We start from the raw sequence: 26,750 nt of genomic DNA, 5'->3' as shown, positions 1-26,750 counted from the left end.
CTAATGTTGGGAGGAATTAAAAACTGAATAAATGAAATTAGGATTTGACCATATAGATAAATCAGTACTAAACAAACAAAGCCAAGTTCAAGAGCTGGTAAAAAATTTCCTTGAAGATTTTAATATTCAAGAAAAGGAACACATTACAATTCACACAGACAATAAAACATTAGCCTTTTATATAGAATGTCATATAAGCGCAAAAGACATTTGTAAAAAAGGGACTATTGACGTTCCGTTAGATCCAGAAAATCAATCTGATTACCGAGCTAATAGAGAAGTAGTTGAGAATAATCCAGCATATCAAAAAATGGTTCAAGATGCTGAAGAGAAAAGAATTTTCAGCAACATTGTAGCTGAATACAACCCTGATTTTGAGCCTGAAAAGCCACTTAAAATAATTGGTGGGCAACATCGCTTCTTAGCCATAGAAAAAGCTTTGAAGAAAGGTGTCAACGAATTTCATGGCTTTAAGCTTTACTTTGATCTTAGTACAGAACAAAGACTTGATGTACAGTTAATTTCAAATACCAACATTGCAGTTTCTAATGACCTACTTGACAGAATGTTTGAAACAGTCAAAGGTCCAGAATTAAGGGATTGGTGTCAAAAGTGCGGAATTCTTGAAGAAGGTCAGGATTTTGCGGACAAAAAGCAGCGAGGAAGTCAAATCTCTGTTCGTGGAGCAAGAACCTTAATTGTCAATTATATTAAAGGCAAACATGTTAAGGATGTTGAATTTAACACTGTTCGAACTACTCCAGTAATAACGACTACTGGTGGAGTTGATGAAGAATGGGAAACGATTAGACAAACCTCTAACATATGGACAGATAAGAAAATGATTGAGATGGGTAAGGCATACGCAGGCCTTGTGAAGGCTCAAAAAGATTACTTTTCAGACAAAGACAATTTTGAGTTTTCGGAAAAGGCACTTAGTTATTCTGTATTAGCTTCATGGTCATTTGTTGCTGGTGTTCTAAATAAAAATAAGGAAAGACTTAAAAGGCATTATGAGTTGTCCAATCGAACATCAGCTGATCCTTTAAATTCTTCGGTTCTTGCCAAAGGCAGACACAAAACAGATCCTGAAAATTATCGTGGATTAGGTACAAGGACAGATGTAAAGGACCGTGGAAGATTAGCCGAGTTATTTTTTCTTCAAGCAGAAAAAGGCACAGGAATTAATAAAAAAATGGTGGACTTGGCTGTTGAGAAATATCATGCTAAGGAGGCTAACCTCCGTGTACAAGAAATGGAAAAGAAATTGTAATGGCAGCATTTGACGATTTTTCAGCCTTATTATTGGAAGAGGCTAAACGCTTTTATGAAAAAATTGATGAGGACACAAATGAAGACGCCAAAACAGCTTACATACACTCAGCTGTTTTAATAGGCATATCTGCATTGGAAGCATATATCAATGGCATTTCTCAAGAACTAATAAACTTCCCTAATACTCCCATTCACGAAAAATCACTTTTAGGAGAGAGGGAAATTGAGTTAAAAAATGGGGAATTCGTCCTTACAGAAAGATTGAAAATACAAAGGCTTACAGAACGTATTCAACATCTATACTTTAAATACAGTAATGCTCATTTAACGGGAGAGTCTGAAGAATGGTGGGGTACATTAAAACAAGCTTTAAAGGTTAGAAATAATCTAGTACACCCAAAAGAAGAAGTTGCAATTTCAAAGGAAGAAGTAAAACAATTATTAGAAAGTGTAATATCGTGTTTGCTTTGCCTTTCCAAGATTATTTATAAGAAAGAATTCCCTTTCCGAAATTTGGGACTGCAATCTAAATTAACATTCTAAAACTCCTCCCAACAATGTATAAGCGGCATTAAAACGACCGCTTATACGAGACCGTTACCTGCAATCCCCCACATCAAGAGCCTTGATTAATTTCTTGAGCTAACGATACGCAAATAATCATCCTTGAATTATCTTGAAGAGACTCTATGTAAAGCCGGTTTTTCAAGTGGTGCTTTCAAAGCTCGTGCGCAATCCTGGTTTGAAATGTAAAAGCCTCTGAATTAGTGGTTCAGAGGCTTGTTGATAATTTCAGTGGTGCTGCCTATAGGCAAGCCCGTTCAGAATATTCTTCAGATCAAAGATACATTTCCTTAGAGTCATTTTTTATAAATTATTAATGATTTTGAAGATGGCTAGAAGGAAAAAATTAAAGATGGACATTGTCAATCCGCATTGTGCGGGCATTGACGTGGGGAGTAGATCACATTTTGTAGCAGTAGGTCAGGAATTAGAAGATGTAAAGGAATTTGGAGTGTATGCTGATGATCTGACAGAGTTATGCCTGTGGCTAAAGACCTATGGTATTACTTCTGTGGCTATGGAGAGTACGGGTGCTTATTGGCAGAACCTATATGCTGAATTGATCAGGCATGGTTTTGAAGTGGTGCTCTGCAATGGCAAGTTTACAAAACATGCTAAGGGTAAGAAGACTGATGCCGCAGTGGAACTGTAAAAGATTGCCGCTGGATACAAAAGCTACATGCTTTAGGACTGCTTACCAGTAGTTTTCTTCCTGATGAAGTCACTGAGCAGTTAAGGACCTACTGTAGACAGCGTGGCAATTGGATAGATCTTGCAGCAGAAGCTTCCCATAAGATGCAGAAGTACTTAAAGTTACTCAATTTCAGGTTAGATGTGGTTGTCAAAGACATTTGCGGATTGACTGGCCTTACCATCATCAAAGGTATCTGCAACGGCAATCTGGATCCTGAGAGCCTCTCTGAACACAGACATTATAATTGTAGAAAATCCAAAGAAGAGATTGCCCTGGCTTTGAAGGGAAACAACCGTAAAGACTATCTCTTCGGCCTCAAGCAGGAATATGAGAGTTATCTCTTCTTTCAGAAAAAGATAGATCAATGCGATAGGCAGATTTCCAGATTTATCAAGCAGCAGATCAATACTGATGTAAAGAAGAAACCGTTGGTAGCGGAGAAGAAGCCACACAAGCGGGTGAACAAAAATGCTGTAAAGCATTTGGATCTAAATCAAGCCGCTTATCAATATTTTGAAGGAGTTGATTTGATGAAAGTAGAGGGTATGAGCCATTCCACGATACTGACTATCATGAGCGAAATAGGTCCAGAAGGCTTCAAGAAATTTCCGACAGCCAAGCAGTTTACTTCCTGGTTGAGACTGGCACCCAACAATAAGATATCCGGGGGAAGAGTATTGAGCAGTAGAATACCCAAAGGAAGTAACCGACTCAAGATTGCTTTGCGACAGGCAGCCAATGCTATTGGTAATCTAAAAGACACACATCTATCAAACTTTTTCAAAAGAGTAGCTTTCAGGAAAGGAAGGCAAGCTGCTGTGAGTGCCACAGCAAGAAAGCTGGCAGTAATCTTGTGGAATATGGTGACCAAGAAGATGCAATACAATCCACCAACTGAATATCTGTTTTTGGATCAGAAGAGAAAGCTTAAATTAGTGCAGAGAATCAGGAAAAGTATTGCTAAACTGGATTTAAAGCCGGAAGATGTGGGCTTTGCAACTACCTGATAATCAATGCTAAATTTGACGTTAGTCAGAACTCTGAAAAACCAGCAAACGATACATGGACTATCAAACATACGAGCCACATACAAACTTGAAATCGCTTGTTAGTTGCTATTGGACTTTGGAAGTGCCTAAACAGTCTGAACCTCAAAAACAACGAATAGTGCCAGATGGCTGTATTGAAATGGCTTTTATTCTCGGAGATGACATAAAACGGTACACTTCCGAAAATGAATTTATACTTCAACCTCGTGCAATGGTGCTCGGACAAACAATTGAGCCTTTTTACATTCAACCAACAGGATATGTCAAAACATTTGCTGTCCGATTTTATCCTTATGGATTTGCCAATTTTGTCTCTGAACCAATCAGCAATTTGGCAAATAAGGAAACACCTATAAACCAACTTTTCGGAATAGAAACTACAGATGATCTGGAGCAAAAAATAATCAAAGCGGAGAATACTGAACAACGGATAAGCATTATCGAAAAATTTCTTTTGGTTAGGCTTAATGACGAAAAGACGATTAATACAATTGTAAAAAACACCGTTGATTCTCTATTATCCTCAAACGGCAGTGCCTCATTAAACTCAATCCTCAAAGAGAACCTGTCAAAACGAAGACAACTCGAAAGGAACTTCAAAAAGCAAATTGGGGTAAGTCCTAAGCAATTGGGAAAGGTTATTCGATTACAAACCGCTTTAAAAATGTTGCTTGACCAGAAATCAGAAAATCTTACCAATGTTGCCTATGAAAGTGAATATTTCGACCAAGCACACTTCATAAAGGACTTTAGGGAATTTACAGGGATAAACCCCAAAGAATTTATCAATCACGAAAACTTAGCTATTTCCGCCCTTTTCTATAAATAGTTTAACGGTGTCGCATTTTTACAATTTCTAGCGACTATACACTGCTAATTTTGTTCCGTTAACAAAAAACGGAAAATGAAATACACATTATTCATCACAATTATTGCCTTGACTTTTGGCATTGCAGCCTGTAAAAACGAAAGCACTTCTGCTTCCGAATCAAATCCAACTAAAGAGACAACAGTCAAAAAATACAAGAATATGAACAGTTATGTATCAATATTTGAGATTCCAGCAACGGACATTTCAAGAGCTATTAACTTTTACAAAGAAATTCTAGGAGTAGAAATTGAAAGGTTAGAATTTCCAGGAATGGAAATGGGCTTATTCCCATACCAAGACCAAATGGTAACAGGAGTTATTATGAAAGGAGAAGGTTACGAGCCTTCTGCCAAAGGAGTTACTATTTATCTGAATGGTGGAGATAACTTGCAAACTATTCTTGATAAAGTAGTAGAAAATAGCGGAAAAATTATTATTCCTAAAACACCACACGCAGACGAGAGTGGATTTTTCGCTATTTTTCACGACTCGGAAGGAAATAAAATGGGACTTCATTCGCCAAATTAGAAAAAAGAGCGAACGCACAACAAGGTATAAAAGCAATAGCGATTCGGGTGTAAACTCGAACCGTTTTTTTGTTTAATTAGTATCTTGCTATCTGAATGGTAGTAGCTTTTAGTCCGCTACTGCTCTTATGTGTGCCGAGAGTAACGAACGGCTGAAAATCGTTACATAACTGTATAAAAGATGGTGGAACCGACCCACCGGTGTTGCCTTTCAGGAGGGGGCATCAAACCGCCTTAAGGTGCTATGGTAAAGAGCCTTGGTATTGAGCGTTAAGGAAAAGGTAGTCCAAGAGACTGTCAGGTAGGAATAAAGGAGATGAATGCAAATGAACCTCCGATGAAGTGTCGAGAAAGTGCTACAATCTGTCAAAAGTGTTTGAAGTATGACAAACATGAAAAGGTATAGCGGAAACCTGATTACTGGCTATACGGCAGAGGTCATATAGGAGGCATGACGGTGCCACCGCGGCCTTTATTCAGGCTTAAATACGGAACTCGGGAATCTGGAATAAGATACAAAGTAAAAGGCACAATAGCGCAAACTAGAGGCCAAATAGCAAAGCTTATTTCAGGTGCGGACTAATCCGTAGTAGTAATGAATATCCCGTAATGGGATTGGAGCGAAGGGATTAGCTTATACAGTCGATCAATTTTTACAACTCGCAAGAGAATGATTGAATTTGAAAAGACAAACAGGGTCGCCTGGCGATCAGTACCTATCACCAAAGAAATGGTTTGGAAGGCCTACTTACAAGTAAGGCGTAACGGGAAAAGTGCAGGAGTTGATCATTTAAGTATGTCAGAATATGACAAAGAGAGAAGTAAGCATCTGTACAAAGTCTGGAACCGCCTGTCTTCAGGGAGTTACTTTCCACCGCCAGTTCTACAAGTTGAAATCCCTAAGAAAGATGGATCAGTTCGTCAATTGGGTATTCCAACGATCAGCGATAGAGTAGCCCAAACAGTGGTTAAGAATCAAATTGAAGCCAGATTTGAGGAGATCTTTCATTCCAATTCCTATAGGTTATCGGCCTGGCAGGAATGCCCATCAGGCACTCGATCAGGTACGTAAGAACTGTTGGAAAAACGATTGGGTAATAGATTTAGATATCAAAAGCTTCTTTGATGAAATTGATCATGACAAGCTACTCAAAGCACTAGACAGACATGTAAGTGAAAGCTGGGTGATGCTATACATCAGAAGATGGTTGCAAAGTCCAATAGAAACAAGACAGGGAGCGTTAATAAAGAGAACAACAGGCACGCCACAAGGCGGAGTGATCAGCCCACTATTAGCCAATTTATACCTTCATTATACACTCGATGCATGGATAAACCGGACAAGTCCATCAGTGCAATTTGTGCGTTATGCGGATGATATAATTATTCACTGCAAGACACAAGATCAAGCAGAGCAGACCTTACAGATTGTAAAAGAAAGGGTGCAGGAATGTGGTCTTCGGCTACATCCTGAGAAAACAAAGATCGTGTATTGTAAGGATTCAAGAAGGAAAGGGACATTCGAGAAAGTAAAATTTGACTTTTTAGGATACACCTTCCAGCCTCGGTCAGCAAAGTCAAAGAAAACAGGTAAACTGTTTTTAGGCTATGATTGTGCGATGAGCATTAAATCCAGATCACGAATATTTGAAGTAATCAGGAAGATGAAAATTCCAAGAATGACTTGCGAAAGCATAGTTGGGATAGCTCATCATCTTAATCCCAAACTTAGAGGATGGATACAATACTTCGGGAAATTCCGTGGCTACAGTTTGTCGAAAGTGTTTTACGTATTGCGAATAAAGTTAGTGAGGTGGGCAAGGTACCATTATAAGCGATATAGGTATAGTCTAACAAAAGCCTATAAATGGCTGGACAGAGTTCGGGAACAGTATCCGAGTTTGTTCTACCATTGGCATGTCGGATATTCCAATTAAGCTAATAGATTTGTATAAGAAGAGCCGTATGACGGGAGACTGTCACGTACGGTTCTGTGAGAGGCTTGGGGTGAGACTCCCCTTGTCTACTCGACACTAAACGTTGCCAGCAATGCGTCACGACAAAACATTAATAAAAAAAATAACTGACCTTACATTAGCCTACAACAAACATATATTTGACTACAAACCTCTTTCTGTTTCTGTGGAATTTTGTTGAGCAATTTTGCAATGAACATAAAAACAGAAAAGATGAAAATTACACTTGCAGGTTCGTTAGGTCACATAGGTAGACCGCTAACCCAAAAGTTAGTACAAAAAGGACATTCAGTCACAGTGATAAGCAGTAATGCTGAAAGACAAAAAGACATTGAAGCTATAGGAGCGACAGCAGCAATTGGCTCTTTAGAAGATGTTAATTTTATTACTTCAGCATTTACAGGTGCTGATGCTGTATTTTGTATGGTGCCACCGGCAAACTATTTTGACCATGACCTTGATTTACTTGCCTATTATAAAGGTCTGGGGAATAACTACGCACAAGCCATAACACAAAGCAGAGTGAAAAAAGTTGTTAATCTAAGTAGCATCGGAGCTCATATGAAGGACGGTAACGGCATACTTCAGGGTACTTTTTATGTTGAAAGCATACTCAATGCATTACCTTCGGATGTTGCTCTTACTCACATTCGTCCTACCGAATTTTATTACAATTTGCTGCCGCAGGTTCATTCCGCTAAGGAAAATGATTTTATAGCATCTAATATCGGAGGTGAAGTTGTAAATGCGTGGGTATCACCCGTGGATATTGCTAGCGTCATTGCCGAGGAGATTACCTCACCACTTGCTGGCCAAAAAGTACGGTATGTCGCAAGTGATGAACTTACTTACAATGAATTGGTAACTATCTTAGGTGAATCGATAGGAAACCCACACTTAAAATGGGTAACCTTAACGGATGAACAGATGAGAGAAGGTCTGGAAGCTGCTGGCATGCAACCAGCCATTGCCGAGGGCATGACGGAAATGTATGCAGCTATAAACAGTGGTTTATTGTATGATCATTACAATTTTCACAAACCTGCCACGCTGGGCAAAGTTAAAATAAAAGATTTTGCTCAAGACTTTGCTGAAGCGTATAATCAACTATAGCAATAGATTATGAAAAACACACCGCCTCACCATATCAAAACAATTAGCGAATACCATAGATTCCGAGGCTTACCTAAACCAGAACACCCATTGATGAGTGTTATAAATTTGGATGAAATAAGGAATCTTTCAGCTGATGAGCAAAGCAGTTGGATATTTGACTTTTACTCTATTGCATTAAAAAGAAATGTTGATTCCAGGATAAAATATAAATATGGTCAGCAAACCTACGATTTTGATGAAGGTGTCATGTTTTTCATTGCTCCCAAACAGGTTTTTTCAGTTGAGACAGATGGAGATTATGAACTTTCGGGGTGGATGCTGCTCATTCATCCCAATTTTTTATGGCAAAGTCCATTAGCAAAATCCATAAAACAACATGACTTCTTTAGTTATTCGGCAAATGAAGCCTTACATCTTTCAGATAAAGAAGAGACCACAATTATCAATATTTTTCAAAGTATCAAGCAGGAGTATGTTTCCAATATTGATAAGTTTAGCCAACCCCTCATCATTGCCCAAATAGAAGTGTTACTCAATTATTCAGACAGATTTTATCATCGTCAATTTATAACCAGAAAAATATCCAACCATAAAATATTAAATCGTCTGGAAGAAATACTCAAAGAATATTTCAATCAGGATAGCTTGATAGAAAGTGGATTACCTACTGTTCAAAATATTGCTAAAGAATTAAATGTATCACCTAACTATTTAAGTTGTTTGTTGAAAACCTTGACGGGGCAAAGCACACAACAACATATCCACGAAAAATTGATTGAGAAAGCAAAAGAGAAGTTATCAAATACCAACTTGTCAGTAAGTGAAATTGCTTATACATTAGGCTTTGAACATTCACAGTCGTTCAGTAAGCTATTCAAAACAAAAACAAGCTTTTCGCCTTTGGAATATAGACGGTCATTTAACTGAATAAAAGAACAAAGAAGCGAAACCACAAACCGCTAATCGTGTAGGGAAAAGTAGGAATTGACGTTTAAACCTACTTAAAAGGCAAAGGAACGGATCGTTGAGAATATGCAGTTCATGCAGCTTGCACCTGTTTGATCATCTGCTTGCGTATTTCTTCAAGCCTATCCAGTTCTTCAGCTTTCCAAGGACGCTTACCCTGCCTTTTCAAAGTAAAATAAGCAGTAGTGCTTTTGTCCTTCTTACCGTAAAGCATTATACATACCTGACTGAGGTTGATCCAAGGGAGTGATAGCCACTTAGGGGTTTTAAAAAATTTATCCATGTCCTCCTCTACTTCGATCCATTCTCCTTTCAATCGGGCCTGTATGATATCCTGATTGTCCCTGAGAAAAACAGATAATTGTTCTATATCCTCTACGGGTACCAGATGGCTCATCAATACTTTGCTGGAATCATGAAGAGAAAACTCTATTTCCCCTTCACCATCATTGCGCTGAAAACGCACTTTATCCTGGTCGTAAAAAGTACGGTAAAGACGATCATTTTCATCATTCTCCCCAGTAGCCGTTTCCACGGTGGCATAAAAGAACTCTTCCATAATATCTAATTTTTTTCTTTGAAATACTGATGCCAGGCGGCAACTAATTGTCCTCTTCTTTGAGAAATAAGCTTTTCAATCTGCTTGAGTTCTTTGGTTTTTAACCCCTTACTGTCAGTAAGCTTAATTTCCGGTTCAAGATCATATCGTGCAGACCCTCCTTTGCCTTTTACATGTATATGTATAGGAAGATGATCATTACTGTAGAAGAAGAAGATATACCCTAATGTTCTTAATACCTCCGGCATTCACAAAGATAGTAAATACTATCATTATAAAAAAGTATATGTACTATTTTGCCTGCCTATAGGAGGGAGTACTGCAAAGAGATTGTCTCCTTCGTTTGGAGTACCATGTAAATAAACATTACCCTAACTTGCGATATCAGTCTTAACATATTTGTAAAGCGTTGGCTTAGAGATATTCATCATCTGGCAGATTTCTTTTACTGATATGTTATCATCATTATACAGCTGCATCAGGAGTTTTTGCTTGTCTTTGGTAAGCGCTTTAGGTCTGCCTCCCATTTTACCTCGGGAACGGGCTGCATGAAGGCCTGCCATGGTTCTTTCACGAATCAGGTTGCGCTCAAACTCTGCCAGAGCACCAAACATGTGGAAAACAAGCTTACCGGTAGAGGAACTGGTATCAATGGATTCTTGAAGACTTACCAATCCTATACCTCTTTCTTCTAAATACCCGGACCAGCTAATCAGATCTTTGAGAGAGCGACCCAGACGATCCAATCTCCAAACTACCAATGAGTCTCCCTCACGAAGCTGTTCTTTTACTTTTTCCAGGCCAGGACGAAGTACCACAGAGCCACTAATGGTGTCAACTATGATTTTCTCACAGCCTGCATTGGTAAGTGCGTCTTTTTGGAGATGTAAATTTTGATCTATAGTAGAAACTCTGGCGTAACCTATTTTCATATCTCAAGGGTTAAAATACCCTAATTTATAGAAAATAACTTTACTTAGATTTTTTAACACATTTTCTTTACTATATTAAGAGGCAATACGAAGAAATAAGGAGGGTGATTGTACTTACGCTAAGTGGTAAAGTTAACCTTCGTTTTATTAACATTGTCGTCAACGATAAAAAGAATGTTGGTGACACACAGGGAGCGGAGGGTCTACCTCAAGAATTTTTGCACCTTCTAAGTTAATGGAGAAATAACTTTCACTAAGGCAAAGATGAAGATGAACTTAGAAAATGTTGAATAAAGTAATGAATAACAATACTTGGCAAATATCCTAGGCTGAGGCCTCTTCCACTTTTTACCTTGATTGTTATAAAACTTATGTCGAATCATAGCAAATATGCCAAGACCATTTAAGTCTGAAAAAATTATCGAAGAACAAATTTCGGAATCTTCTCTCAGGTGCTACAACATAGGATTTGATCAAAACAAATTTAGACTTAAGCCTTTGCTGGATATAATAGCCGACGTAATTCCTGAATTTTCTCTTGGATATTATGAAGGTAATAGTATACCAATAACCGAAGCAAGAAGAAGATTAAGGGAAGCGGCTCTGCGTCTTTATACCACAGACAAATATTCAAAACGTGGTGAGTTTGGTGAAGTTATACTACACCTGTTATTAAGGGATTTTTGCGGTACCATTCCTCTTCTGTCTAAAATTAACTTTAAGGATTCTACTAATACAACAGTTAAAGGTTTTGATGGTATACATATTGTAAATGAAGGTAATGCCAAAAAACTTTGGCTTGGAGAATCTAAACTTTACACTAGTGGTGTCTCAGGTGTCAAAGCTCTTGCTGAGGATTTGAAGCAGCACCTGAATGAAGATTACTTAAGGAAAGAATTCATGCTTGTTTCCACAAAAATTCATGGATCTGTTCCTGATAGGGATTATTGGTTGGACCTTATGCATGAAAATAATACACTCGATGCAATTTTCGACGGGATTTGTATTCCAATGGCTTGTACATATACAAGCCCATTATTTAAAGAACATTCTGACAATACCCAGGAATACTTAGAAGCCTTTGTGTCTGAGTGTAAAAGTCTTGAGCAAGAATTTAAACACGCTAAAATTTCAACATCAGTTGACATTATTTTAATGCTTTTACCAATTGAGGACAAAAATTTGCTAACTTCTGGATTACATGATAGATTAAAAAACATGCAAAATATATGAACATCAGTACCTATCAGGAGGCTATAGAATTTATCTCATCAAGTGAGGTTATTTCTTATGATGATAGTTTTAATCTTTCTAAGCTATGTTCTAAATTTTTGAGAGATAGGGAAAGAGAAAATCAAGCGAGAGACATAATTATCAGAATTCAGGATTCTTGGAACAAGTTGGATAAAGCTACTGCAGGTATCTGGAATGATTTGACAGAGGCTGCTGGTTTGTATCCATACCTTGAAACAGAAAGCATTTCTTCAAGTGGATTGCTTCGGTATGAATATCATCAATCACCTCATTTAAAAAACGTCTATCTACATAGTGAACAACAAACTCTTTCTTTACAATTACTAGATAAAAAATCCGTTGTTGTAAGCGCTCCTACCAGCTTTGGGAAAAGCCTTCTAATTGAAGAGGTAGTAGCAAGCAATATATACACAAACATTGTTATAATTCAACCTACGCTAGCTCTACTAGATGAGACTAGAAAAAAGTTGTTAATGTACAGAGATCAATATAAAGTTATTGTTTCTACCAATCAGGAACCAAGTACGCAAGTTGGTAATATATTTCTTTTTACAGGTGAGCGAGTAGTAGAGTATGGAAACTTTCCAGAGATAGATTTTTTTGTCATTGATGAGTTTTACAAGCTCAGCTTAGATCGGGATGATGACAGAGCTATTACACTAAATCAAGCCTTCCATAAACTGTTAAAACATACAAATAAATTCTATATGTTAGGGCCAATGATTAAGAGTATTCCTGCCACTTTTCAGGACCGATTTGAGTTTACTTGGCTTCATACCCGTTACTCAACTGTTGCAGTAGACGAAGTTGATCTCCACGTTCATGGAGAGCTCAAAGCAAAAGAGAAAAAAGAACTGAAGAAGAAGAGTTTGTTTAAACTTCTTGACTCGGAACAGGAACCAACATTAATCTATTGTTCCTCACCAAACAAAGCTACACAGCTAAGTCTTGAGTACGTTCAACATCTACATAATGATAGATCTAATATAGAAAATTTTGAAAAAAATAATAATGAAGTAATTGAATGGATCAGTGAGAATATTAATTCTAAATGGTCACTAATCGAAGGCTTAAAAATTGGAGTTGGAGCGCATCACGGGGCTTTGCCAAGACACTTAGGGAGTTCACTCGTGGACCTATTCAATGAAGGGTCCATTAGGCATCTTTTCTGTACTTCAACATTAATAGAAGGTGTAAATACATCAGCAAAAAATGTCATCCTTTTTGATAAACAAAAAGGCAGAAAGAAGATAGATTTCTTTGATTACAAGAATATTGCTGGTAGATCTGGACGTATGAATAAGCATTTTTTGGGAAAAGTATTCAGGTTCGAAAGTGAACCCGAACAAATGGAATTATTTGTTGATATACCACTTTTTAATCAATCTACTGCACCACTAGAAATCCTTATCAATTTAGATGATAATGAAATCGATGATGATGTCAAGGAGCGAGTATCTGGTTTTAAGGACCTTCCAAAAGAATTGAAATCAATTTTAAAAAAACATGCTAGTTTAGGAATAGAAGGGCAGTTAGCCATCGTAAAGTCAATAGAAGATAGATTGAGTTATTATACCCAATTATTGACTTGGTCATCATTTCCCACCTACAATCAACTTCTTGCAGTTTTAGAGTTAGCATGGAACAATCTTCTTAAGGGAGATGAAAATAAGGCTGATGTTCGAAGTGCATCTCAGCTCACTGTATTAACACAGAAATATTCTTTTTTTCAGTCAGTCTCAGCACTTATAAGTGACACTGCTAATAGTGCCTATTGGATCAAGAAACATCAAAATTCGCAAGAAAGGATTGATAGGGCGACTTTTTATATTTTAAACATTACTAGGCATTGGTTTGATTATAAACTTCCAAAGTGGCTTTCGGTAGTCAGCGATCTACAAGATTATGTATTCTCGAGGCATGATATAAAACCTGGCGACTATAGCTACGTCGCAAGTAGTATTGAGCACGGGTTTCTCCAAACTAATTTAGCAGCTCTAATGGAATATGATCTTCCAAGTTCAGCAATACGTAAGCTAAGGAAAACTTTGAATGCTGATAGAGCACCAGAAGTACTAATTCAGTTTTTAAATAGCTTATCCTATGAAGAGCTAAAATCTAAAGGGCTAATAGATTATGAGATATCAAAAATCCGTAAAGCATTATAAATACAGAAATACATTTTTATTATAGCTGCACTAATCAAAAAGAACAAGCCCAAGCTAAATTAAAAAGTGAATAACTATTTTTGAACTCTTATAGACTTTGATTAACGGTGAAGAAAGTTAAAGCTTAATTCCATTTTACGTACAAACTATTAATTTATGGTTTGTTATTTCTACTGAGCTATGATTATAGAAAAAAATTATAATGAGACTTTACTTAAGAAGGAGCCTAGTGCAATTGATTTAGTGGCAAAATGGTTTGATATCAAGGAAAATTATGATTTTGAATCTATTTCAATTTATCATGAATTTCCATTGTATCCATCTCCAGATGGAGAAAGCTCAATCAGTGCTAATATTTTAGTAGTAACCAAAAACTATGGAGTATTCATTTTTCAATGCGTAAACTATTCCGAAAGAGGAATACCTAATTTAGACAGTGAGTTAGATAAACTTTCGGAAATTGATAATATCCTTTATGCAAAATTATTAAAGGATGCACCTTTTTTAAGACAAAATAGGCGTAGTCTTCTTGTTAATATTTGTCCCTGCGTTTATTTAAATAACTGTACAGAATTACCAAAAGAATTAGCCTCTCAGAAGGATTACCCTGTTGTATTTTCAAAAACAACCCTTCAAGAAGTTGTTGAGGGTAATCAAAATGCCAAACTAAACGATGAGCAATTTGCAGATTTAAAAGCTACTATTGAAGGATCAAAAGGTATATTGAGGGCTACAAAAAGAATAATAAATGATCCTCAAAATCCAACTAGTACTAAAGGGGCTACTTTAACGGCAATTGAAAATCAAATATTTACTTTTGACTTAGAACAAAAAAGAGCAGCATTATTTACTTTGGATGGTCCACAAAGAATAAGAGGTTTAGCTGGATCTGGTAAAACTGTCATTTTGGCAATGAAGGCTGCTATAATACATTTACAATATCCTGATGCTTTTATATTGTATACCTATTTTACTAAATCCTTAAGGGGGTATGTTGAAAGATTAATTACTAGGTTTTACAGACAATTTGCGGAAAGAGACCCTAACTGGGATAAAATTCAAATCCTCCATGCATGGGGGGGGAAAAGCCTTGAAGGAGTTTACTATAATGCCTGTATATACAATGGAGTGCCACCAATTGATTTAACTTCTGCAAAGGCAGCAGATAAAAATAACCCATTTAATTATATATGTGGAGAGCTAGTCCAACATAACCTTAAAACTCAGTATGATTATTCTTTGCTAGATGAAGCACAGGACTTCCCTGTAAACTTCTATCGGATATGTCGAAAAATAACAAGAAAGAATCGCGTAGTTTGGGCATATGACGACTTTCAAAATATTTTAAATGTGGAGATACAAAATGAAAGAGAGACATTCGGAAAAGACTCAGAGGGTAAGTACTACATCGATTTTAGTAGAAATGAAAATGACTTGCAAGATATCGTTTTATATAAATGTTATAGAAACCCGAGAAAAGCTTTAATTACTGCTTTTTCTTTTGGGCTTGGAATCTATAATATGCACGAAGAAGATACTAAACCTACTATTGTGCAAAGGCTTGAGAGCAACGAACATTGGGAGAGTTTAGGTTTTGAAGTAATAAAAGGAAACTCTCAAGTAGGTGAAGACATGGAAATTTCTAGACCAACCATAAATAGTCCTCACTACAAAAATCAATTTTTAGAAGGTGAGGATGTGATTAGTATTTTGTCCTTTTCTAGTATCAAGGAAGAATGTGAAGCTGTAGTAGGTAAAATAATACTGGATATAAAAAGCGAATTGAATCCCGAGGATATCAGCGTAGTTTGTTTAGATAATAGAAATGCAAAAACTTATTTTAGCTTGATAAGTGAATTGCTCACTGCACAATCAATCGGTTCATTTAATTTATTAACAGTCCCCTCAAATAATACAACCTTTAAGATGAAAGGAAAAGTTACCCTTTCTACAATATATAAAGCTAAAGGCAATGAGGCTGGTAGTGTCTATGCTATTGGAACTGATGCTGTATTTTCTGATAGAAACAATATTGTTGAGCGTAATAAGCTATTTACAGCAATAACTAGAAGTTTAGGATGGATTACTATTACTGGGTTCGAGTCATTTAATTATTTATGTAAAGAAGAGTATAATGAACTAAAGAAAAATGATTTTAAACTCATTTTTGTTCAACCAAGTGCTGAAGAAGTAATAACAATTAGACAGGACATTAATAAGAAGCAGGCTGCATTAAATAAAATTGAAAGGGCAGCTGAAAAGTTAGCTGAAGAACTTGGGCTTTCCAAAGAAGAAATTGTAGAACAACTCAAAGGAAAGATAAGCAAAAAATGAATTTAGCAAAATTTGTAGGTTCTTTAAAGGAAGCTCAAAAGCTACTTAAAGATTATGAACTTTTAATATCTGTAGGTGAAAAAGTTATTCATAAAGACGATGTAAGTCAGGAATTTAAGAAAGCCTCACAAAGCAAGGATTATTTTAATCTTTACCGAGTTGCTACTCAAAATTTTGACTACGATATTTTAATGTATGATGAGTCAATTTTTCAGTTTTCCTACTCAAACCTAGACACTTCAGCAGGGATACCAGAAGTAAGATATATGTTTTTACAAAACCCACAGTTGTTTCTTACATATAATCAATACTTAACTTATCTTAAAGATGAAGGCTATATAGATGAGGAGGAAATTGAAACAGTTGGAAGCTCTTTTTACGAAGAGTATCAACAATATTTGAATGAACAGCAAGTAAATACAAGTAATACTTCAATTCGGTACGATGTAGATTCTAAACTACACAAACCACTAGTTCATTCAACAGCACATTTCCATTTTGGACATGTTACCAATGTAAGAGTTCCATGCAATCAAATCGTAACCCCTTTGGGTTTTGTTCTATTTGTTTTAAAGCATATTTATTATACAGATTGGAAGGAAAAACTGATTAAAAGTGAGTTTATTATAGAGCAACTCAAGAAGCAAAAGGCTGCCTTTACTATTATAAAAGAGCTTAATGAAAATAAGTGGGTTTTAGATGAAGAAATGGAGTTATTTATTAATTGAATTCAAAATTAATTATTCAGCCTATTTACTTGTAAAAGTAATCATTTTTAAAAAAGAGAGGTACTAAAAACCCTTAATCAGGCTGAGGCGAAAGGAAGCAACTGAACAATTCAGCTAGAAAATTAAATTGCTGCCTATTGGCCATTATTACCAATTTATAGTTCGACCAGTAAATACTCACCTAACTTAGCACAAACTCTTCCAACCTACTCCCATTAAATGATACCATTCTACCTTGTCACCTAAAAAAAGGAGTGCCAGAATTGGAAGTCTTTTCAGGAATACAAGCCCAAAACAAAGCAGAAATAGAAGCGATGATCCGCAGGAAAGATGCTGCGGAAGAATCCTATAGTGAGGAAGAAAAAGCGTTGTTGAGAACTTATGAAGGTGCTGGAGGAATCTCTGATGCAGATGATGAATATGCAGGCGCAGCAGATGAGTTTTACACACCAGATTTTCTCATTCAAATTATGTGGGATCTGGCCAACCACTATGGCTTTCCTCTAGACGGAAAAGTTTTAGAACCCTCTTGCGGTACCGGAAGAATATTTGACCATGCTCCGACTCAGGCAAAATTGTTTGGTTTAGAAATCAACCCTATATCCTTTAGGATTGCCCAAATTCTGCACCCCAAAGCAACCCTTTACAACCAATATTTTGAAACGCTCTTCCTAGAAGCACCCCGCTATACTACTAAGGCCAGCAAGCCCTGGATCGGAACCGACCTTGATCTGATTATCGGCAATCCTCCTTACGGCACTCATTTAGGGCCTTATGCCAGTTACTTTAATACTAAGCCGAGGCATCATACCATAGAGAATTTCTTCCTGTACTATGGGCTGAAGCTCCTTAAAAAGGATGGGCTGATCGTATTCCTGACTTCTTCTAATTTTCTGCGCAATGGAGATAAGTACAAGGAGATCAAACAAGCGATAGGTAAGATAGCTGACTTAGTAGATGCTTACCGACTACCGGCAGTATTTAGAAATTCCAGCGTACCCACCGACATTCTAGTGCTTAAAAAACTATAACCATGAGCAAAAAAAGAGAAAATACCATTATCCAGCTACGTCAAAAAGTGCGTGATCTGCTGTTGAGTCTTGATCTGGAAAGCTATCCGGGCATTGCTACTATCCTCAATCGTGCGGATGGATATCGACAGATGGAGAATATGTTGCTCAATTATGCAGCCACCAACCAAATCAGCTTGTCAGCAGCAGTCAACCAACTGGAAATGGAACTCTCATGAAACAGTCTCCCAGCTTTTATAGAGCAAGGATTCAAATAATTGAGGACTACATCAACGAGCTACCCATAGACCGTAAGGCAAAAAATGATGTACGTTCACTGCTAAAACAAGGCTATATATCCCCGGAACTCTATGCTAAGGATAATCCTTTTGTCTTACCTGCTGCTGAAAGTGAAGAAAAGCTTATTGAAGGCTATCTCTTTGCTAATCTGGTATCTGAAGAACCTTTAAGCTTTGAAGAGAAAGCCAGCTATTCCACCTGGTTTGCCATGCATCCTGAAAAGCAGTTGGGAGAAGAAAAAGTGACTTCTTCCTTTCACTTTCCTCTGCAGATCAAGGGTAAAAAAACGGATATCCCTCAATTAATTAAAGCACAGCTAAATAAGCAAATCACAGAACAAGCTAAACCACCAACCGACACCAACCAGAAAAAACTACAGGCTAAGGCGAAAGCTAAAGCCATTATTATCAAAATGAACATGCTCAAAATGAAGAATACGAATAGAACTACTCAAACTACTCTTTCAGGACTTGCTGGTTTAGCAGGACTCTCCGGGCACCAACTCCATGCTACTTTGGGAGTATTACCCACTGGTACTTTAGGAAAACTGGATGACTACACATTGGGAAAGCTTGTGAAGCCAGAGCGAAAAGAAGAAGGCAAACGCAGCTTTGAGGAAGTGATCAAAATGTATAATCAGGGCATTAGTGAAGATGAAATCAAAGTATGGGTATGGTATCGCAGGTCTTTAGGCTCTCCTATGACCAGATGGAAGAAATACTTCCTGGACAATAATACCAGTGCTGATAGAGATAATGTAGCCGTATCCACGGTGGCATATGCAAACGCGGCTACTTCTATTCTAGATAATCATTGGCACAAAATAGCAACCGTTCCCACCGGTTCTATTCTGGGTAAATCTACCAGATTTGAGCATGAATACAACAATAAAGTGTATCTGGTACTCACCAATCCTCAGGGCCAGAAGATCATTGTACTTAAAGATCATTGTACCATCAAAGCCACGACTCAGCAGGTCAGCGAAGAAAGTCTTAGTAGCTTTGTTCAAAAAGGACTGCTTTTCTACTCCAATGGAGAATTATTGCCATTGCCTATTTATGCCTATGGCAATATGTATGAAAGGGCGAAGCAGTTAGAAGAAGACAAAGAAGAAATCATCGTAAGATTTGGAGAGTCTGTATTTGCCAAGCATCAAAGTATTATTGCAGAACGTACCCCCAAGCCTATTTCTATTCAGCATGTAGACCCTAATGAAAGGCCCAAGATTCTGGCCTTCTCAGAGTTTTCTAAAACTTTCATGATTGAGAATCTTGCTGAAGAAACCGGTTATGAAATTGCTGATAGCTATAAAGATGCTCAGACCAGTAAAATCTCCCTGAGAGATGCATTCTGGCATTATCTGCAGACTTTAGAAAGAACGGATTTTGGCAATCTATCTGCCCATCAAATCTACTACTACTATGTGCTGGGCAGAAACATGAACCGCATGGATAAAGCCGAACAGCAGATGATTATGCAGTATGGGCCAGAAGAAGGAGAAAAGCTCTTCTCCCGATTCCTGCACGAAGGCTTACAGCTGGAGGACAAACAAAGAATAGACTTTGAATGGAACAGGCTCTACAATGGTACTGCTGATATCATGTACCACCGCATCCCGGTTGGTTTTGAGTGCAGCAAAACCTTTGGTAAAAACCACGGTACACTGCAATTCACACCTCCCCAAAGAGAGGCCATTGCTTTTATGCAGGCCGCAGGTTCCGGTATCGTAGCCTATGATGTAGGCGTAGGTAAAACGATGTCAGCCATCATCACTATGGCCAATAATCTTTATGAAGGAAGAGTAAAACGTCCTGTGGTAGTAGTTCCCAACCCTACCTATGAAAAATGGAAGCGAGAAATCATCGGCTATACTGATAAAAAAACCAAGCAGTTTGTTCCAGGAGTACTCTCTCATACCGGTATTACTATTAATGACTGGTATAACCTGGGCACTCAAATCAGAAAAGGCATAGACCTAGCGCAGGAAGTACCGGAAAACAGCATAACCCTGCTTACCTATGAAGGCTTCATTCAACTGGGTTATTCAGAAAATCTGCAAAGAGAATTCTTTGATGAGCTCAACGACATTGTGATGATGAAGGATGTGGGCAAAACCAATAGAGACTGGTCCAAGATGAAAAAGAAGAACCAGAAAACAGTGGGCCAGGCGCAGAAAGGCACCCGGGTAGATGTAGACAGCTTAGGCTTTGACTTTATTGTAGTAGATGAAGCCCATAACTTCAAGAATGTCTTTACCAATACGCCTACCGATGATGAAGGCAATAAGCGTTTCAAAATGGAATCGCAGGCCTCAGACCGGGCCATCAAAATGTTCTTTATGACCAACTACATCCAGCGTAAGTTTGGTCGTAATGTGATGCTCTTAACCGCTACGCCTTTTACCAACTCACCGCTGGAAGTATTTTCTATGTTATCCATGGTTGCTTATGACAAGATGGTGCAGATGGGCTTAAAAAACATCGGTTCTTTTCTGGAAACCTTCGTGCTACAGGAAATGGAGTATGCCAACAGCTATGATGGCACCATCCAGCAGAAATATGTAGTGAAGCGATTCAACAACCGATTGCTACTCCAAAAGCTTATTCACAACCATATAAGCTACAAAACAGGAGAAGATGCAGGGGTATTAAGACCGATCAAAGTCAATCTGCCTAAGCTTTATCGTACTACTCCTTCCGGAGAAGTGCAGCGCTTAGAAGGGGATGAGCAGATCCTTACCTACCTTACTATGACCGAAGATCAGTATGCGGTACAAAACCAGGTGATCAAACTGGCAATGGACAAAAGTAGGGGAGGAAGCATACTGGAAAGCATGGGGCAATCTTTAAGCAATGCCATTAGTCCATATTTCACCAAACTCTATAATGGTTTGCCACCTAAAGATCATATAGAGTTTGTCAAGAACTCACCCAAAATTGACTATACCTGCCAGTGTATAGCCTCGGTGAAGCAGTATCATGAGGAAAAAGGAGAAGCCGTTTCCGGCCAGGTGATCTATATGAACCGGGGAAAAGACTATTTCCCCATGCTTAAAAAATACCTCATTGAAGAAGTAGGCTACAAGCAGAACGTCAAAAACAACAGAAAGACTTTTGATGAAGTAGAGATCATTACTTCCGGAATATCTGGAACCCGTAAAGAAGCCATCAAAGATGCATTTCAGGCCAATATTGTCAAAGTCATTATTGGAACCAGTACCATTACGGAAGGAATTGATTTGCAAAACCATGGTACCGTGCTCTATATCCTACTACCGGATTGGAATCCTACCAGTATCAGGCAGGTAGAAGGAAGAATCCACCGGCAGAAAAACCGATTTGGCTATGTGCGAATTGTGATGCCTTTGGTCAATGACTCCATGGATGTGTTTGTCTTTCAAAAACTGGAAGAGAAGTCCAGCAGGATCAATGACATCTGGTACCGTAGTGATAGAGGCAATGTACTGGATCAGGAATCCCTTGATCCGGAAGAAGTGAAATTTGCGCTGTACACCAATATCGGTGAGCTGGTCAAAATGGAGTTGGACAAGCAGGAAAAAGAGAATACCCGCAAAAAAGAAGTGCTGGAATCTGAGCACAAAACTTTGCTCACGCTGAAAGGTAGAATCAAGACCTACCAGAATTTTAGAGACAGCCTACCCCGTAAAATGGAAGAGTTGGTCAACCGGACTAATGACTACTTTTTTGGTCACGATGGAAATGGCCTGTCCAAGAACTATGAGCAGCAGTATTATTGGCGCAGCAAAGATGAAAAGCAGCGCAAAGCGCTGTTAGAACGTATTCAGGATGTAGTCAAAGATGCACAGGAGTTTCTTGCTTCTTCAGATAGGGATGATAAAGAGTTGATCAGGGTAGGAAAGCGTTTGCTTAACCTATTGGGAGATATCAATTCTTCTGACTGGCAATTTAATGCTGATTTTTCGGAATTCAGAGCCATTGTTCCCCAGGTACGGAAAGCAGAAACCACAACCCTTGCCAAAAAAAGTATGAGCATCCATGATGACCTATCTCCAATACTGGAAGAAATGGAAGCTGAAATCCAGAAAGTAGAGGAAGAGCGGCAGTTTTTACGCTCAGAAGAGAATTTAAGCAAGTTGGAAGCCATCGTAAGAGAAAAGAAAGCCAAGCTACAGATCAGGCCGGGAACCATCACGGAACGAGCGCAAGAATTTGCTACACTCAACTACCTGTTGGATTACTCTCAAGCTGATACCATGAATCAAGCTCATTCTCTGCTACCAAATGAAGTAAGCCTATTTGCTGATGAAATCAATAAGATCCAACAGCATAAGCAAATCAGTATGCTTAAGGAAGTAGCCGAAGAAGAAAGGGAAGAAACTTCACAAGCTTCTAACAAGCTCAAAGCCAAGGCAAAAGCCAAAGCTATTATTATTAAGATGAAAATGTTGAAAATGAAGAAGGCTGCATAAATTGATGTAGAGCTATAAAAGAAAGTCTAAATCTCTTTTATCGAAATTGTAGGAATATCTTTCAATCTTGCTTAATAGGGTTTCAGAATAAGGAACATATTTTCCTTCTTCATTTTCAACGATTATATTTTTATAATTTTGAATGCCATCTCCAAAGTCTCTATAGGCTTTAAGGTATTTGTTTCTGAAGTAATTTTCAATCTTAAGAATATTTGAAATAGGCATTGCAGGAGATGATTGAAATGAATTGCAAAGATGAGAACAATAACCTGATTTTTTTTTATCTTTCACATGAAGGACAAGATTATAGAAGCTGCCCTTTTGAGGAGTTTCGTATTTATTAACATGTGTTGAATCATATACAATGCCATCAAAATTTCTATTATTTCTAATCTATTGAAATAATATTTGAGGAAGAATGTACTCAGGCTTAAAAAAATCATGAATGTTTTTAACCCTTATCGAACATAAGGCAATTAATGGCCATCTCATTAAACTATCATATAGTTGGCGGTAGTAAAATTGTCGTGTTTGATATATTTCTGGATTGGGATTAGGGGTCCAAGTTAAGTTAAAGAAATTGAGATTTTTAATTGCATTCAATCGAATAAAATACAATTCATCCAAAGGCGGACATTGAAGTTCTTTCCAACAAGTATACAAATTGGTACTTAAATAAAGGGAAGGCACTCCTGATATACTATACCTTTGATTTCTAACAATCCCCCTTTGTTCAAAAGGTATATGAAACATTTCTCCGAATGAACTAATTCCTTTTACCCATCTAGTCCTAAAAAAGTATTTGTTACTAAAGGCTATTAGCCATTTAGTACCAGGATGTTCGCTATCCTTATAGATTAAAGTATTCTTGAAACAAGAATATGCATCATAAGGATGGCCTTCTAAATAAATTTCAATCGTACGTATTAGTCCTTTGATAAAATACTCCTGTCTTTCTATAATTTTATCTAAAGGTTGAGTAAAGGATTTTTTATCCTCTTCATCAGTTAGATTTAGTGACTTTAGTTTAGCTAAATATTTTTCTAATACTTCTTCTACATTTGAAACAAAATCCCCAGAATAGGAAATGGGTAGGTGAAAAATTGGGTCATTTAATAGTTTAGAAAGATTCATTCCTATAAATAAATATTTTTAGATTAATAGAAATAACTATTTCAAAATTAAGTCTTGATATATAAATAGATATAATAGTAAATACCCATTTACTTGGCTGAATAACCATTTAATTCACTGAGGAATCATTGCTTTGGTTATACTTTAAGAAACTTCAAAATAAACTAAAAAAAATATCCTCAGCCTCTTTTTTTTAAAGTGCAACTTTTATTATGAACATTTTTAGCACGAAAGATAACCTACCTACTTTAAACCTGCTCCAATATTAAAATCAGCTAAACACAGAGATAATCGCTCAATTCAATTCTATATCTGGGCTTTAATGTAGAATAGCACTTTCAAAGCAAATGGGAAGAATTAGCTATTCATGAAAATAACAAAAAGCAATCATAACAGCATTATTACCTCTGATTTAGTGAAGGAAATGCCCTCTGAGTTGAAGGAAGCCCACAGCTTCTATGAAGAATCAGTACAGTTTTATGAGGAAGTGCCAGAGGTTAAAGAGGCCATAGATTTATATCTGGAAAATGTTTCTGATTGGGTTGGAAAAGCTAAGGATAAGCCCAGGCAGAACAGCGGTAAAGAGAAAAAATCTACTGCCAGCAAAAGCAGCAGTACCGCTAAAAAAACTAGCTCTGCTGCAAATAAAAGAAGCAATACAGCCAAAAAGAAGTCAACCCCCAGGAAATCTACCCCAAAAAAGTCTTCCCAAAAGAGAAAGTCCTCACCAACAAAAAAGGCAACCACTACACAGCGAAAGACTGCTAGAAAAGAAAATGCAAAGCCAGTCAATAAAATCAGTGCAGAAGTCCGTTTTGCTAAACGTGCCAAATCCCTGCATGAGAAAGTAGCTACCAAGACTCAGATTGCTGCTTTTGTAAAAGCTTTGCAGCGAGCTATTCTAAAAAAAGAGATTCGCAAAAACAGCCCTCATGCTGATTTTATCATGGATATGCAGCGAATGCTGGTCAACTTCCACAACGGCATGAGCAAATCTCAGGAGAAGTTTAACCTTCCTGCAAGCCTTCTCAAAAAAGCAGTGGACCTGTCGGATGATGAAAGGGTAAGAGATTCGGTGAGACTGGTCCATCGCTACATTGGCTTGATCAACACTGATAAAATTGCTTCCATGAAGCGTTTACTGGATGCCATTGAGAAAGCGATCAAGCAGGGTAAGATCAAAAAAGAAGATGATTACTATCCAGTCATCAACAGCATCACTAAAAAGCTGAAGAATCATACCAGCAACCATACCGTGCTGGATGCCACGCAAACTGAATTAGCTGGATTGCAGGATGTACTCAAAAAATATAACATCCTTCCAACAAAACCTGCTCAGCCTAAAGCAAGGAAAGCCAGCGCTGTAAAAAAAAAGTAAGTACCGGATCAGTAAAAACTAAGCCCAGAAAGAAAATGCTCACTCAAGCTCCTGTGCTTGCTAAGAAGGTTGCTACAACCACCAAAAGCAAAGCTGCTGTTTTACCAGGCTTTCAATCTGTGGACCAACTCAAAAAAGCTGAGAACACCTTTAAGCTAAAGGGCCACCGTGGTAACGGAGATATCGGCAAACTTTTAGGCGATCTTGAAAAGTATATGCTGGCCATCACCATAGAAGGAGATCAGGGAGCAGGAAAGACCAGATTTACCTATCAGCTGGCTAATGCCTTTGCAGGCTCAGGATTTAATGTAGGGGTATTTTCCTTAGAAATGGGGGATAAGTCGGATGTCGTGCGCAAAATGATCAATAGCTACATCACTAAACCCAACAGATCCAAGGTACAGCTGACCGGAGAAGCCAGCGAGGGAATTCAAACGATCCGAAAATACGCCAAAAACTTTGATGTGGTGATCATTGACTCCTGGAACAAACTGGATGCAGATTCCAGTGAATTTGATAAGCTGAGAAAAGACTTTCCTGATACCATCTGGGTAGTGATTTTCCAAAGGACTACGCAAGGCACGATCCGGGGAGGTACCGCGCCTTTGTATGATGCAGGCATTAATCTGGAAGCTGTCAAATCAGACGCTGGCTTTGAGCACAATTATGTGCAGGCCACTAAAAACCGTTATGGAGAGACCTTCATTCCTTATTCCATAGCCACTAAGAAAATCGTCAAGCAGGATAACAAACCCACTGAAGAACAAGCATGAGCCTATTTACTGAAGTCTTAAGCAAACTCAAGCCCAAGAACTGGCAGAGCGGTAACCACTTCTTTGTGCTGGATTCTCATTATGTAGAGTTCGCCTATCAAGCTACTGTGGACTACCCATGTGGAGCTATAGCCATCTTTCAGGGTAAGTTCTATCAGCGTAATCAGGTGCTTGCTGGCTATAATCCGGGAATAGCTCCCACCCATAGCAACTACTGGATCGCTGCTAATCCGGGAAGAGACTTAGGCGATCATCTTTCTTTACTTGCCTTACAAACAGCTCATCCCAATCCCGCTCCGGGAAGTATTGCTACCGTAGAAGATGAAGATGCTTTTTACAAGTGGGACAATGACAATGGAGAATGGGTACCAATTTCCGGAGGTGGGGGCTCTGATTTGCTGGTATTGTTTGATTCAGACCTGGACACCGTAAGCCCTCCCTTAATGTTCAAAGGGCTGATTGAAAACATTCAAATCAATCTCCCTGTGAATCTGGCAAGCTATTCTTTTCAGGCCCGACTGAATGGGGGCAGTTCTACAGTATTGGCAGATATCAATGCTTTACAAAGCTGGATCAATACCCATGTAGTAGCCGATGATACGCTTTGGCTGTTGGAGATCATTGTCAGCTATCAGTCCGGAGAGACTGGTGAAGCGGTTGTATTGATGCAGTACGAAAAAACGAGGGTGTAA

The 26,750-nt window shown here is 38.0% G+C and carries 25 protein-coding genes; 20 read left to right on the top strand and 5 right to left on the bottom strand.

Going from position 1 to position 26,750, the window contains the following annotated elements; translation table 11 throughout:
- Positions 1 to 31 precede the first annotated feature (31 nt).
- The 10 genes from PZB74_RS20730 to PZB74_RS20685 all read left to right on the top strand — a co-directional run bounded on the left by PZB74_RS20730 (position 32) and on the right by PZB74_RS20685 (position 8,999).
- On the top strand, positions 32 to 1,273 hold the full coding sequence (locus PZB74_RS20730; RefSeq protein WP_302239165.1) for a hypothetical protein: 1,242 nt from the start codon (positions 32 to 34) through the stop codon (positions 1,271 to 1,273).
- Positions 1,273 to 1,818 (top strand): HEPN domain-containing protein, encoded by a 546-nt coding sequence (locus PZB74_RS20725; RefSeq protein ID WP_302239164.1) that lies wholly within the window; start codon positions 1,273 to 1,275, stop codon positions 1,816 to 1,818. Before PZB74_RS20730 ends, PZB74_RS20725 begins: the two co-directional genes overlap by 1 nt.
- Before the next feature lie 349 nt (positions 1,819 to 2,167).
- On the top strand, positions 2,168 to 2,491 hold the full coding sequence (locus PZB74_RS20720; protein ID WP_302239162.1) for an IS110 family transposase: 324 nt from the start codon (positions 2,168 to 2,170) through the stop codon (positions 2,489 to 2,491).
- Between the two features lie 143 nt (positions 2,492 to 2,634).
- Entirely contained in the window at positions 2,635 to 3,540 is a 906-nt protein-coding gene (locus tag PZB74_RS20715; protein WP_302239161.1) for a transposase, read from the top strand.
- A gap of 55 nt (positions 3,541 to 3,595) precedes the next feature.
- Complete coding sequence (locus PZB74_RS20710) at positions 3,596 to 4,411, top strand: AraC family transcriptional regulator (RefSeq protein ID WP_302239159.1); 816 nt, start codon at positions 3,596 to 3,598, stop codon at positions 4,409 to 4,411.
- A gap of 75 nt (positions 4,412 to 4,486) precedes the next feature.
- Positions 4,487 to 4,981, top strand: coding sequence for a VOC family protein (locus PZB74_RS20705; protein WP_302239158.1), 495 nt, complete (start codon positions 4,487 to 4,489; stop codon positions 4,979 to 4,981).
- 669 nt (positions 4,982 to 5,650) lie between these two features.
- The gene (locus PZB74_RS20700; protein ID WP_302242870.1) at positions 5,651 to 6,052 is read left to right on the top strand and encodes an RNA-dependent RNA polymerase family protein; all 402 of its coding nucleotides are present in this window, start codon (positions 5,651 to 5,653) and stop codon (positions 6,050 to 6,052) included.
- Positions 5,961 to 6,917 (top strand): reverse transcriptase domain-containing protein, encoded by a 957-nt coding sequence (locus PZB74_RS20695; RefSeq protein ID WP_367281452.1) that lies wholly within the window; start codon positions 5,961 to 5,963, stop codon positions 6,915 to 6,917. Before PZB74_RS20700 ends, PZB74_RS20695 begins: the two co-directional genes overlap by 92 nt.
- A gap of 231 nt (positions 6,918 to 7,148) precedes the next feature.
- Positions 7,149 to 8,069: an NAD(P)H-binding protein gene (locus PZB74_RS20690; RefSeq protein ID WP_302239155.1), complete on the top strand. Its 921-nt coding sequence runs from the start codon at positions 7,149 to 7,151 to the stop codon at positions 8,067 to 8,069.
- Positions 8,070 to 8,078: 9 nt separating this feature from the next.
- Positions 8,079 to 8,999 carry a helix-turn-helix domain-containing protein gene (locus tag PZB74_RS20685; RefSeq protein WP_302239153.1) on the top strand — a complete coding sequence of 307 codons (921 nt, stop codon included), beginning with the start codon at positions 8,079 to 8,081 and terminating at the stop codon, positions 8,997 to 8,999.
- A 112-nt stretch (positions 9,000 to 9,111) separates the two neighbouring features.
- On the opposite strand, the gene PZB74_RS20680 is transcribed toward PZB74_RS20685, so the two are convergent.
- From PZB74_RS20680 to PZB74_RS20670, 3 genes are all read right to left on the bottom strand, one after another.
- Positions 9,112 to 9,597 (bottom strand): hypothetical protein, encoded by a 486-nt coding sequence (locus PZB74_RS20680; RefSeq protein WP_302239151.1) that lies wholly within the window; start codon positions 9,595 to 9,597, stop codon positions 9,112 to 9,114.
- A 5-nt stretch (positions 9,598 to 9,602) separates the two neighbouring features.
- A complete protein-coding gene (locus PZB74_RS20675; protein WP_302239150.1) occupies positions 9,603 to 9,845 on the bottom strand; it encodes a DUF4160 domain-containing protein in 243 nt (80 codons plus the stop codon).
- Positions 9,846 to 9,968: 123 nt separating this feature from the next.
- Positions 9,969 to 10,529, bottom strand: a complete 561-nt coding sequence (locus tag PZB74_RS20670; protein ID WP_302239149.1) for a recombinase family protein — start codon at positions 10,527 to 10,529, stop codon at positions 9,969 to 9,971.
- A 390-nt stretch (positions 10,530 to 10,919) separates the two neighbouring features.
- Between PZB74_RS20670 and PZB74_RS20665 the strand changes: the two genes are divergently transcribed.
- The 7 genes from PZB74_RS20665 (at position 10,920) to PZB74_RS20635 (ending at position 22,773) form a co-directional block, all read left to right on the top strand.
- Complete coding sequence (locus tag PZB74_RS20665) at positions 10,920 to 11,762, top strand: HamA C-terminal domain-containing protein (RefSeq protein ID WP_302239147.1); 843 nt, start codon at positions 10,920 to 10,922, stop codon at positions 11,760 to 11,762.
- Positions 11,759 to 13,951: a helicase-related protein gene (locus PZB74_RS20660; RefSeq protein ID WP_302239146.1), complete on the top strand. Its 2,193-nt coding sequence runs from the start codon at positions 11,759 to 11,761 to the stop codon at positions 13,949 to 13,951. The genes PZB74_RS20665 and PZB74_RS20660 overlap by 4 nt, the downstream gene beginning before the upstream one ends.
- A 180-nt stretch (positions 13,952 to 14,131) precedes the next feature.
- Entirely contained in the window at positions 14,132 to 16,285 is a 2,154-nt protein-coding gene (locus PZB74_RS20655) for a DEAD/DEAH box helicase (protein ID WP_302239145.1), read from the top strand.
- Positions 16,282 to 17,013 carry a DUF2290 domain-containing protein gene (locus tag PZB74_RS20650; RefSeq protein ID WP_302239143.1) on the top strand — a complete coding sequence of 244 codons (732 nt, stop codon included), beginning with the start codon at positions 16,282 to 16,284 and terminating at the stop codon, positions 17,011 to 17,013. Before PZB74_RS20655 ends, PZB74_RS20650 begins: the two co-directional genes overlap by 4 nt.
- 254 nt (positions 17,014 to 17,267) lie before the next feature.
- Positions 17,268 to 18,044 (top strand): HsdM family class I SAM-dependent methyltransferase, encoded by a 777-nt coding sequence (locus tag PZB74_RS20645; protein ID WP_302239142.1) that lies wholly within the window; start codon positions 17,268 to 17,270, stop codon positions 18,042 to 18,044.
- A 47-nt stretch (positions 18,045 to 18,091) separates the two neighbouring features.
- The gene (locus PZB74_RS20640) at positions 18,092 to 18,262 is read left to right on the top strand and encodes a hypothetical protein (protein WP_302239141.1); all 171 of its coding nucleotides are present in this window, start codon (positions 18,092 to 18,094) and stop codon (positions 18,260 to 18,262) included.
- Complete coding sequence (locus PZB74_RS20635; RefSeq protein ID WP_302239139.1) at positions 18,259 to 22,773, top strand: SNF2-related protein; 4,515 nt, start codon at positions 18,259 to 18,261, stop codon at positions 22,771 to 22,773. The genes PZB74_RS20640 and PZB74_RS20635 overlap by 4 nt, the downstream gene beginning before the upstream one ends.
- A 12-nt stretch (positions 22,774 to 22,785) precedes the next feature.
- On the opposite strand, the gene PZB74_RS20630 is transcribed toward PZB74_RS20635, so the two are convergent.
- Both PZB74_RS20630 and PZB74_RS20625 read right to left on the bottom strand, forming a co-directional pair.
- Complete coding sequence (locus PZB74_RS20630; protein WP_302239138.1) at positions 22,786 to 23,064, bottom strand: hypothetical protein; 279 nt, start codon at positions 23,062 to 23,064, stop codon at positions 22,786 to 22,788.
- A 102-nt stretch (positions 23,065 to 23,166) separates the two neighbouring features.
- The gene (locus PZB74_RS20625) at positions 23,167 to 23,907 is read right to left on the bottom strand and encodes a hypothetical protein (RefSeq protein WP_302239137.1); all 741 of its coding nucleotides are present in this window, start codon (positions 23,905 to 23,907) and stop codon (positions 23,167 to 23,169) included.
- A gap of 367 nt (positions 23,908 to 24,274) precedes the next feature.
- Between PZB74_RS20625 and PZB74_RS20620 the strand changes: the two genes are divergently transcribed.
- The 3 genes from PZB74_RS20620 to PZB74_RS20610 are packed head-to-tail and all read left to right on the top strand — an operon-like array spanning position 24,275 to position 26,750.
- Complete coding sequence (locus tag PZB74_RS20620; protein ID WP_302239135.1) at positions 24,275 to 25,285, top strand: hypothetical protein; 1,011 nt, start codon at positions 24,275 to 24,277, stop codon at positions 25,283 to 25,285.
- A 35-nt stretch (positions 25,286 to 25,320) separates the two neighbouring features.
- The gene (locus tag PZB74_RS20615; RefSeq protein ID WP_302239134.1) at positions 25,321 to 26,058 is read left to right on the top strand and encodes a P-loop NTPase family protein; all 738 of its coding nucleotides are present in this window, start codon (positions 25,321 to 25,323) and stop codon (positions 26,056 to 26,058) included.
- Positions 26,055 to 26,750: a hypothetical protein gene (locus tag PZB74_RS20610; protein WP_302239132.1), complete on the top strand. Its 696-nt coding sequence runs from the start codon at positions 26,055 to 26,057 to the stop codon at positions 26,748 to 26,750. The genes PZB74_RS20615 and PZB74_RS20610 overlap by 4 nt, the downstream gene beginning before the upstream one ends.

Source organism: Porifericola rhodea, from assembly GCF_030506305.1.
GTDB lineage: Bacteria > Bacteroidota > Bacteroidia > Cytophagales > Cyclobacteriaceae > Catalinimonas > Catalinimonas rhodea.
The sequence above is the reverse complement of the archived record's forward strand: the minus strand, read 5'-3'. Positions and strand labels throughout refer to the sequence as shown.

Excerpts from the sequence above, each read along its gene's own strand:
- PZB74_RS20665 (WP_302239147.1), top strand. The coding sequence starts at position 10,920 with ATGCCAAGACCATTTAAGTCTGAAAAAATTATCGAAGAACAAATTTCG.
- PZB74_RS20720 (WP_302239162.1), top strand. The coding sequence starts at position 2,168 with ATGGCTAGAAGGAAAAAATTAAAGATGGACATTGTCAATCCGCATTGT.
- PZB74_RS20620 (WP_302239135.1), top strand. The coding sequence starts at position 24,275 with ATGAAAATAACAAAAAGCAATCATAACAGCATTATTACCTCTGATTTA.
- PZB74_RS20610 (WP_302239132.1), top strand. The coding sequence starts at position 26,055 with ATGAGCCTATTTACTGAAGTCTTAAGCAAACTCAAGCCCAAGAACTGG.
- PZB74_RS20635 (WP_302239139.1), top strand. The coding sequence starts at position 18,259 with ATGAAACAGTCTCCCAGCTTTTATAGAGCAAGGATTCAAATAATTGAG.
- PZB74_RS20690 (WP_302239155.1), top strand. The coding sequence starts at position 7,149 with ATGAACATAAAAACAGAAAAGATGAAAATTACACTTGCAGGTTCGTTA.
- PZB74_RS20650 (WP_302239143.1), top strand. The coding sequence starts at position 16,282 with ATGAATTTAGCAAAATTTGTAGGTTCTTTAAAGGAAGCTCAAAAGCTA.
- PZB74_RS20660 (WP_302239146.1), top strand. The coding sequence starts at position 11,759 with ATGAACATCAGTACCTATCAGGAGGCTATAGAATTTATCTCATCAAGT.
- PZB74_RS20680 (WP_302239151.1), bottom strand. The coding sequence starts at position 9,597 with ATGGAAGAGTTCTTTTATGCCACCGTGGAAACGGCTACTGGGGAGAAT.
- PZB74_RS20730 (WP_302239165.1), top strand. The coding sequence starts at position 32 with ATGAAATTAGGATTTGACCATATAGATAAATCAGTACTAAACAAACAA.
- PZB74_RS20670 (WP_302239149.1), bottom strand. The coding sequence starts at position 10,529 with ATGAAAATAGGTTACGCCAGAGTTTCTACTATAGATCAAAATTTACAT.
- PZB74_RS20615 (WP_302239134.1), top strand. The coding sequence starts at position 25,321 with ATGCTCACTCAAGCTCCTGTGCTTGCTAAGAAGGTTGCTACAACCACC.
- PZB74_RS20700 (WP_302242870.1), top strand. The coding sequence starts at position 5,651 with ATGATTGAATTTGAAAAGACAAACAGGGTCGCCTGGCGATCAGTACCT.
- PZB74_RS20710 (WP_302239159.1), top strand. The coding sequence starts at position 3,596 with ATGGACTATCAAACATACGAGCCACATACAAACTTGAAATCGCTTGTT.
- PZB74_RS20725 (WP_302239164.1), top strand. The coding sequence starts at position 1,273 with ATGGCAGCATTTGACGATTTTTCAGCCTTATTATTGGAAGAGGCTAAA.
- PZB74_RS20685 (WP_302239153.1), top strand. The coding sequence starts at position 8,079 with ATGAAAAACACACCGCCTCACCATATCAAAACAATTAGCGAATACCAT.
- PZB74_RS20705 (WP_302239158.1), top strand. The coding sequence starts at position 4,487 with ATGAAATACACATTATTCATCACAATTATTGCCTTGACTTTTGGCATT.
- PZB74_RS20675 (WP_302239150.1), bottom strand. The coding sequence starts at position 9,845 with ATGCCGGAGGTATTAAGAACATTAGGGTATATCTTCTTCTTCTACAGT.
- PZB74_RS20655 (WP_302239145.1), top strand. The coding sequence starts at position 14,132 with ATGATTATAGAAAAAAATTATAATGAGACTTTACTTAAGAAGGAGCCT.
- PZB74_RS20715 (WP_302239161.1), top strand. The coding sequence starts at position 2,635 with ATGCAGAAGTACTTAAAGTTACTCAATTTCAGGTTAGATGTGGTTGTC.
- PZB74_RS20625 (WP_302239137.1), bottom strand. The coding sequence starts at position 23,907 with ATGAATCTTTCTAAACTATTAAATGACCCAATTTTTCACCTACCCATT.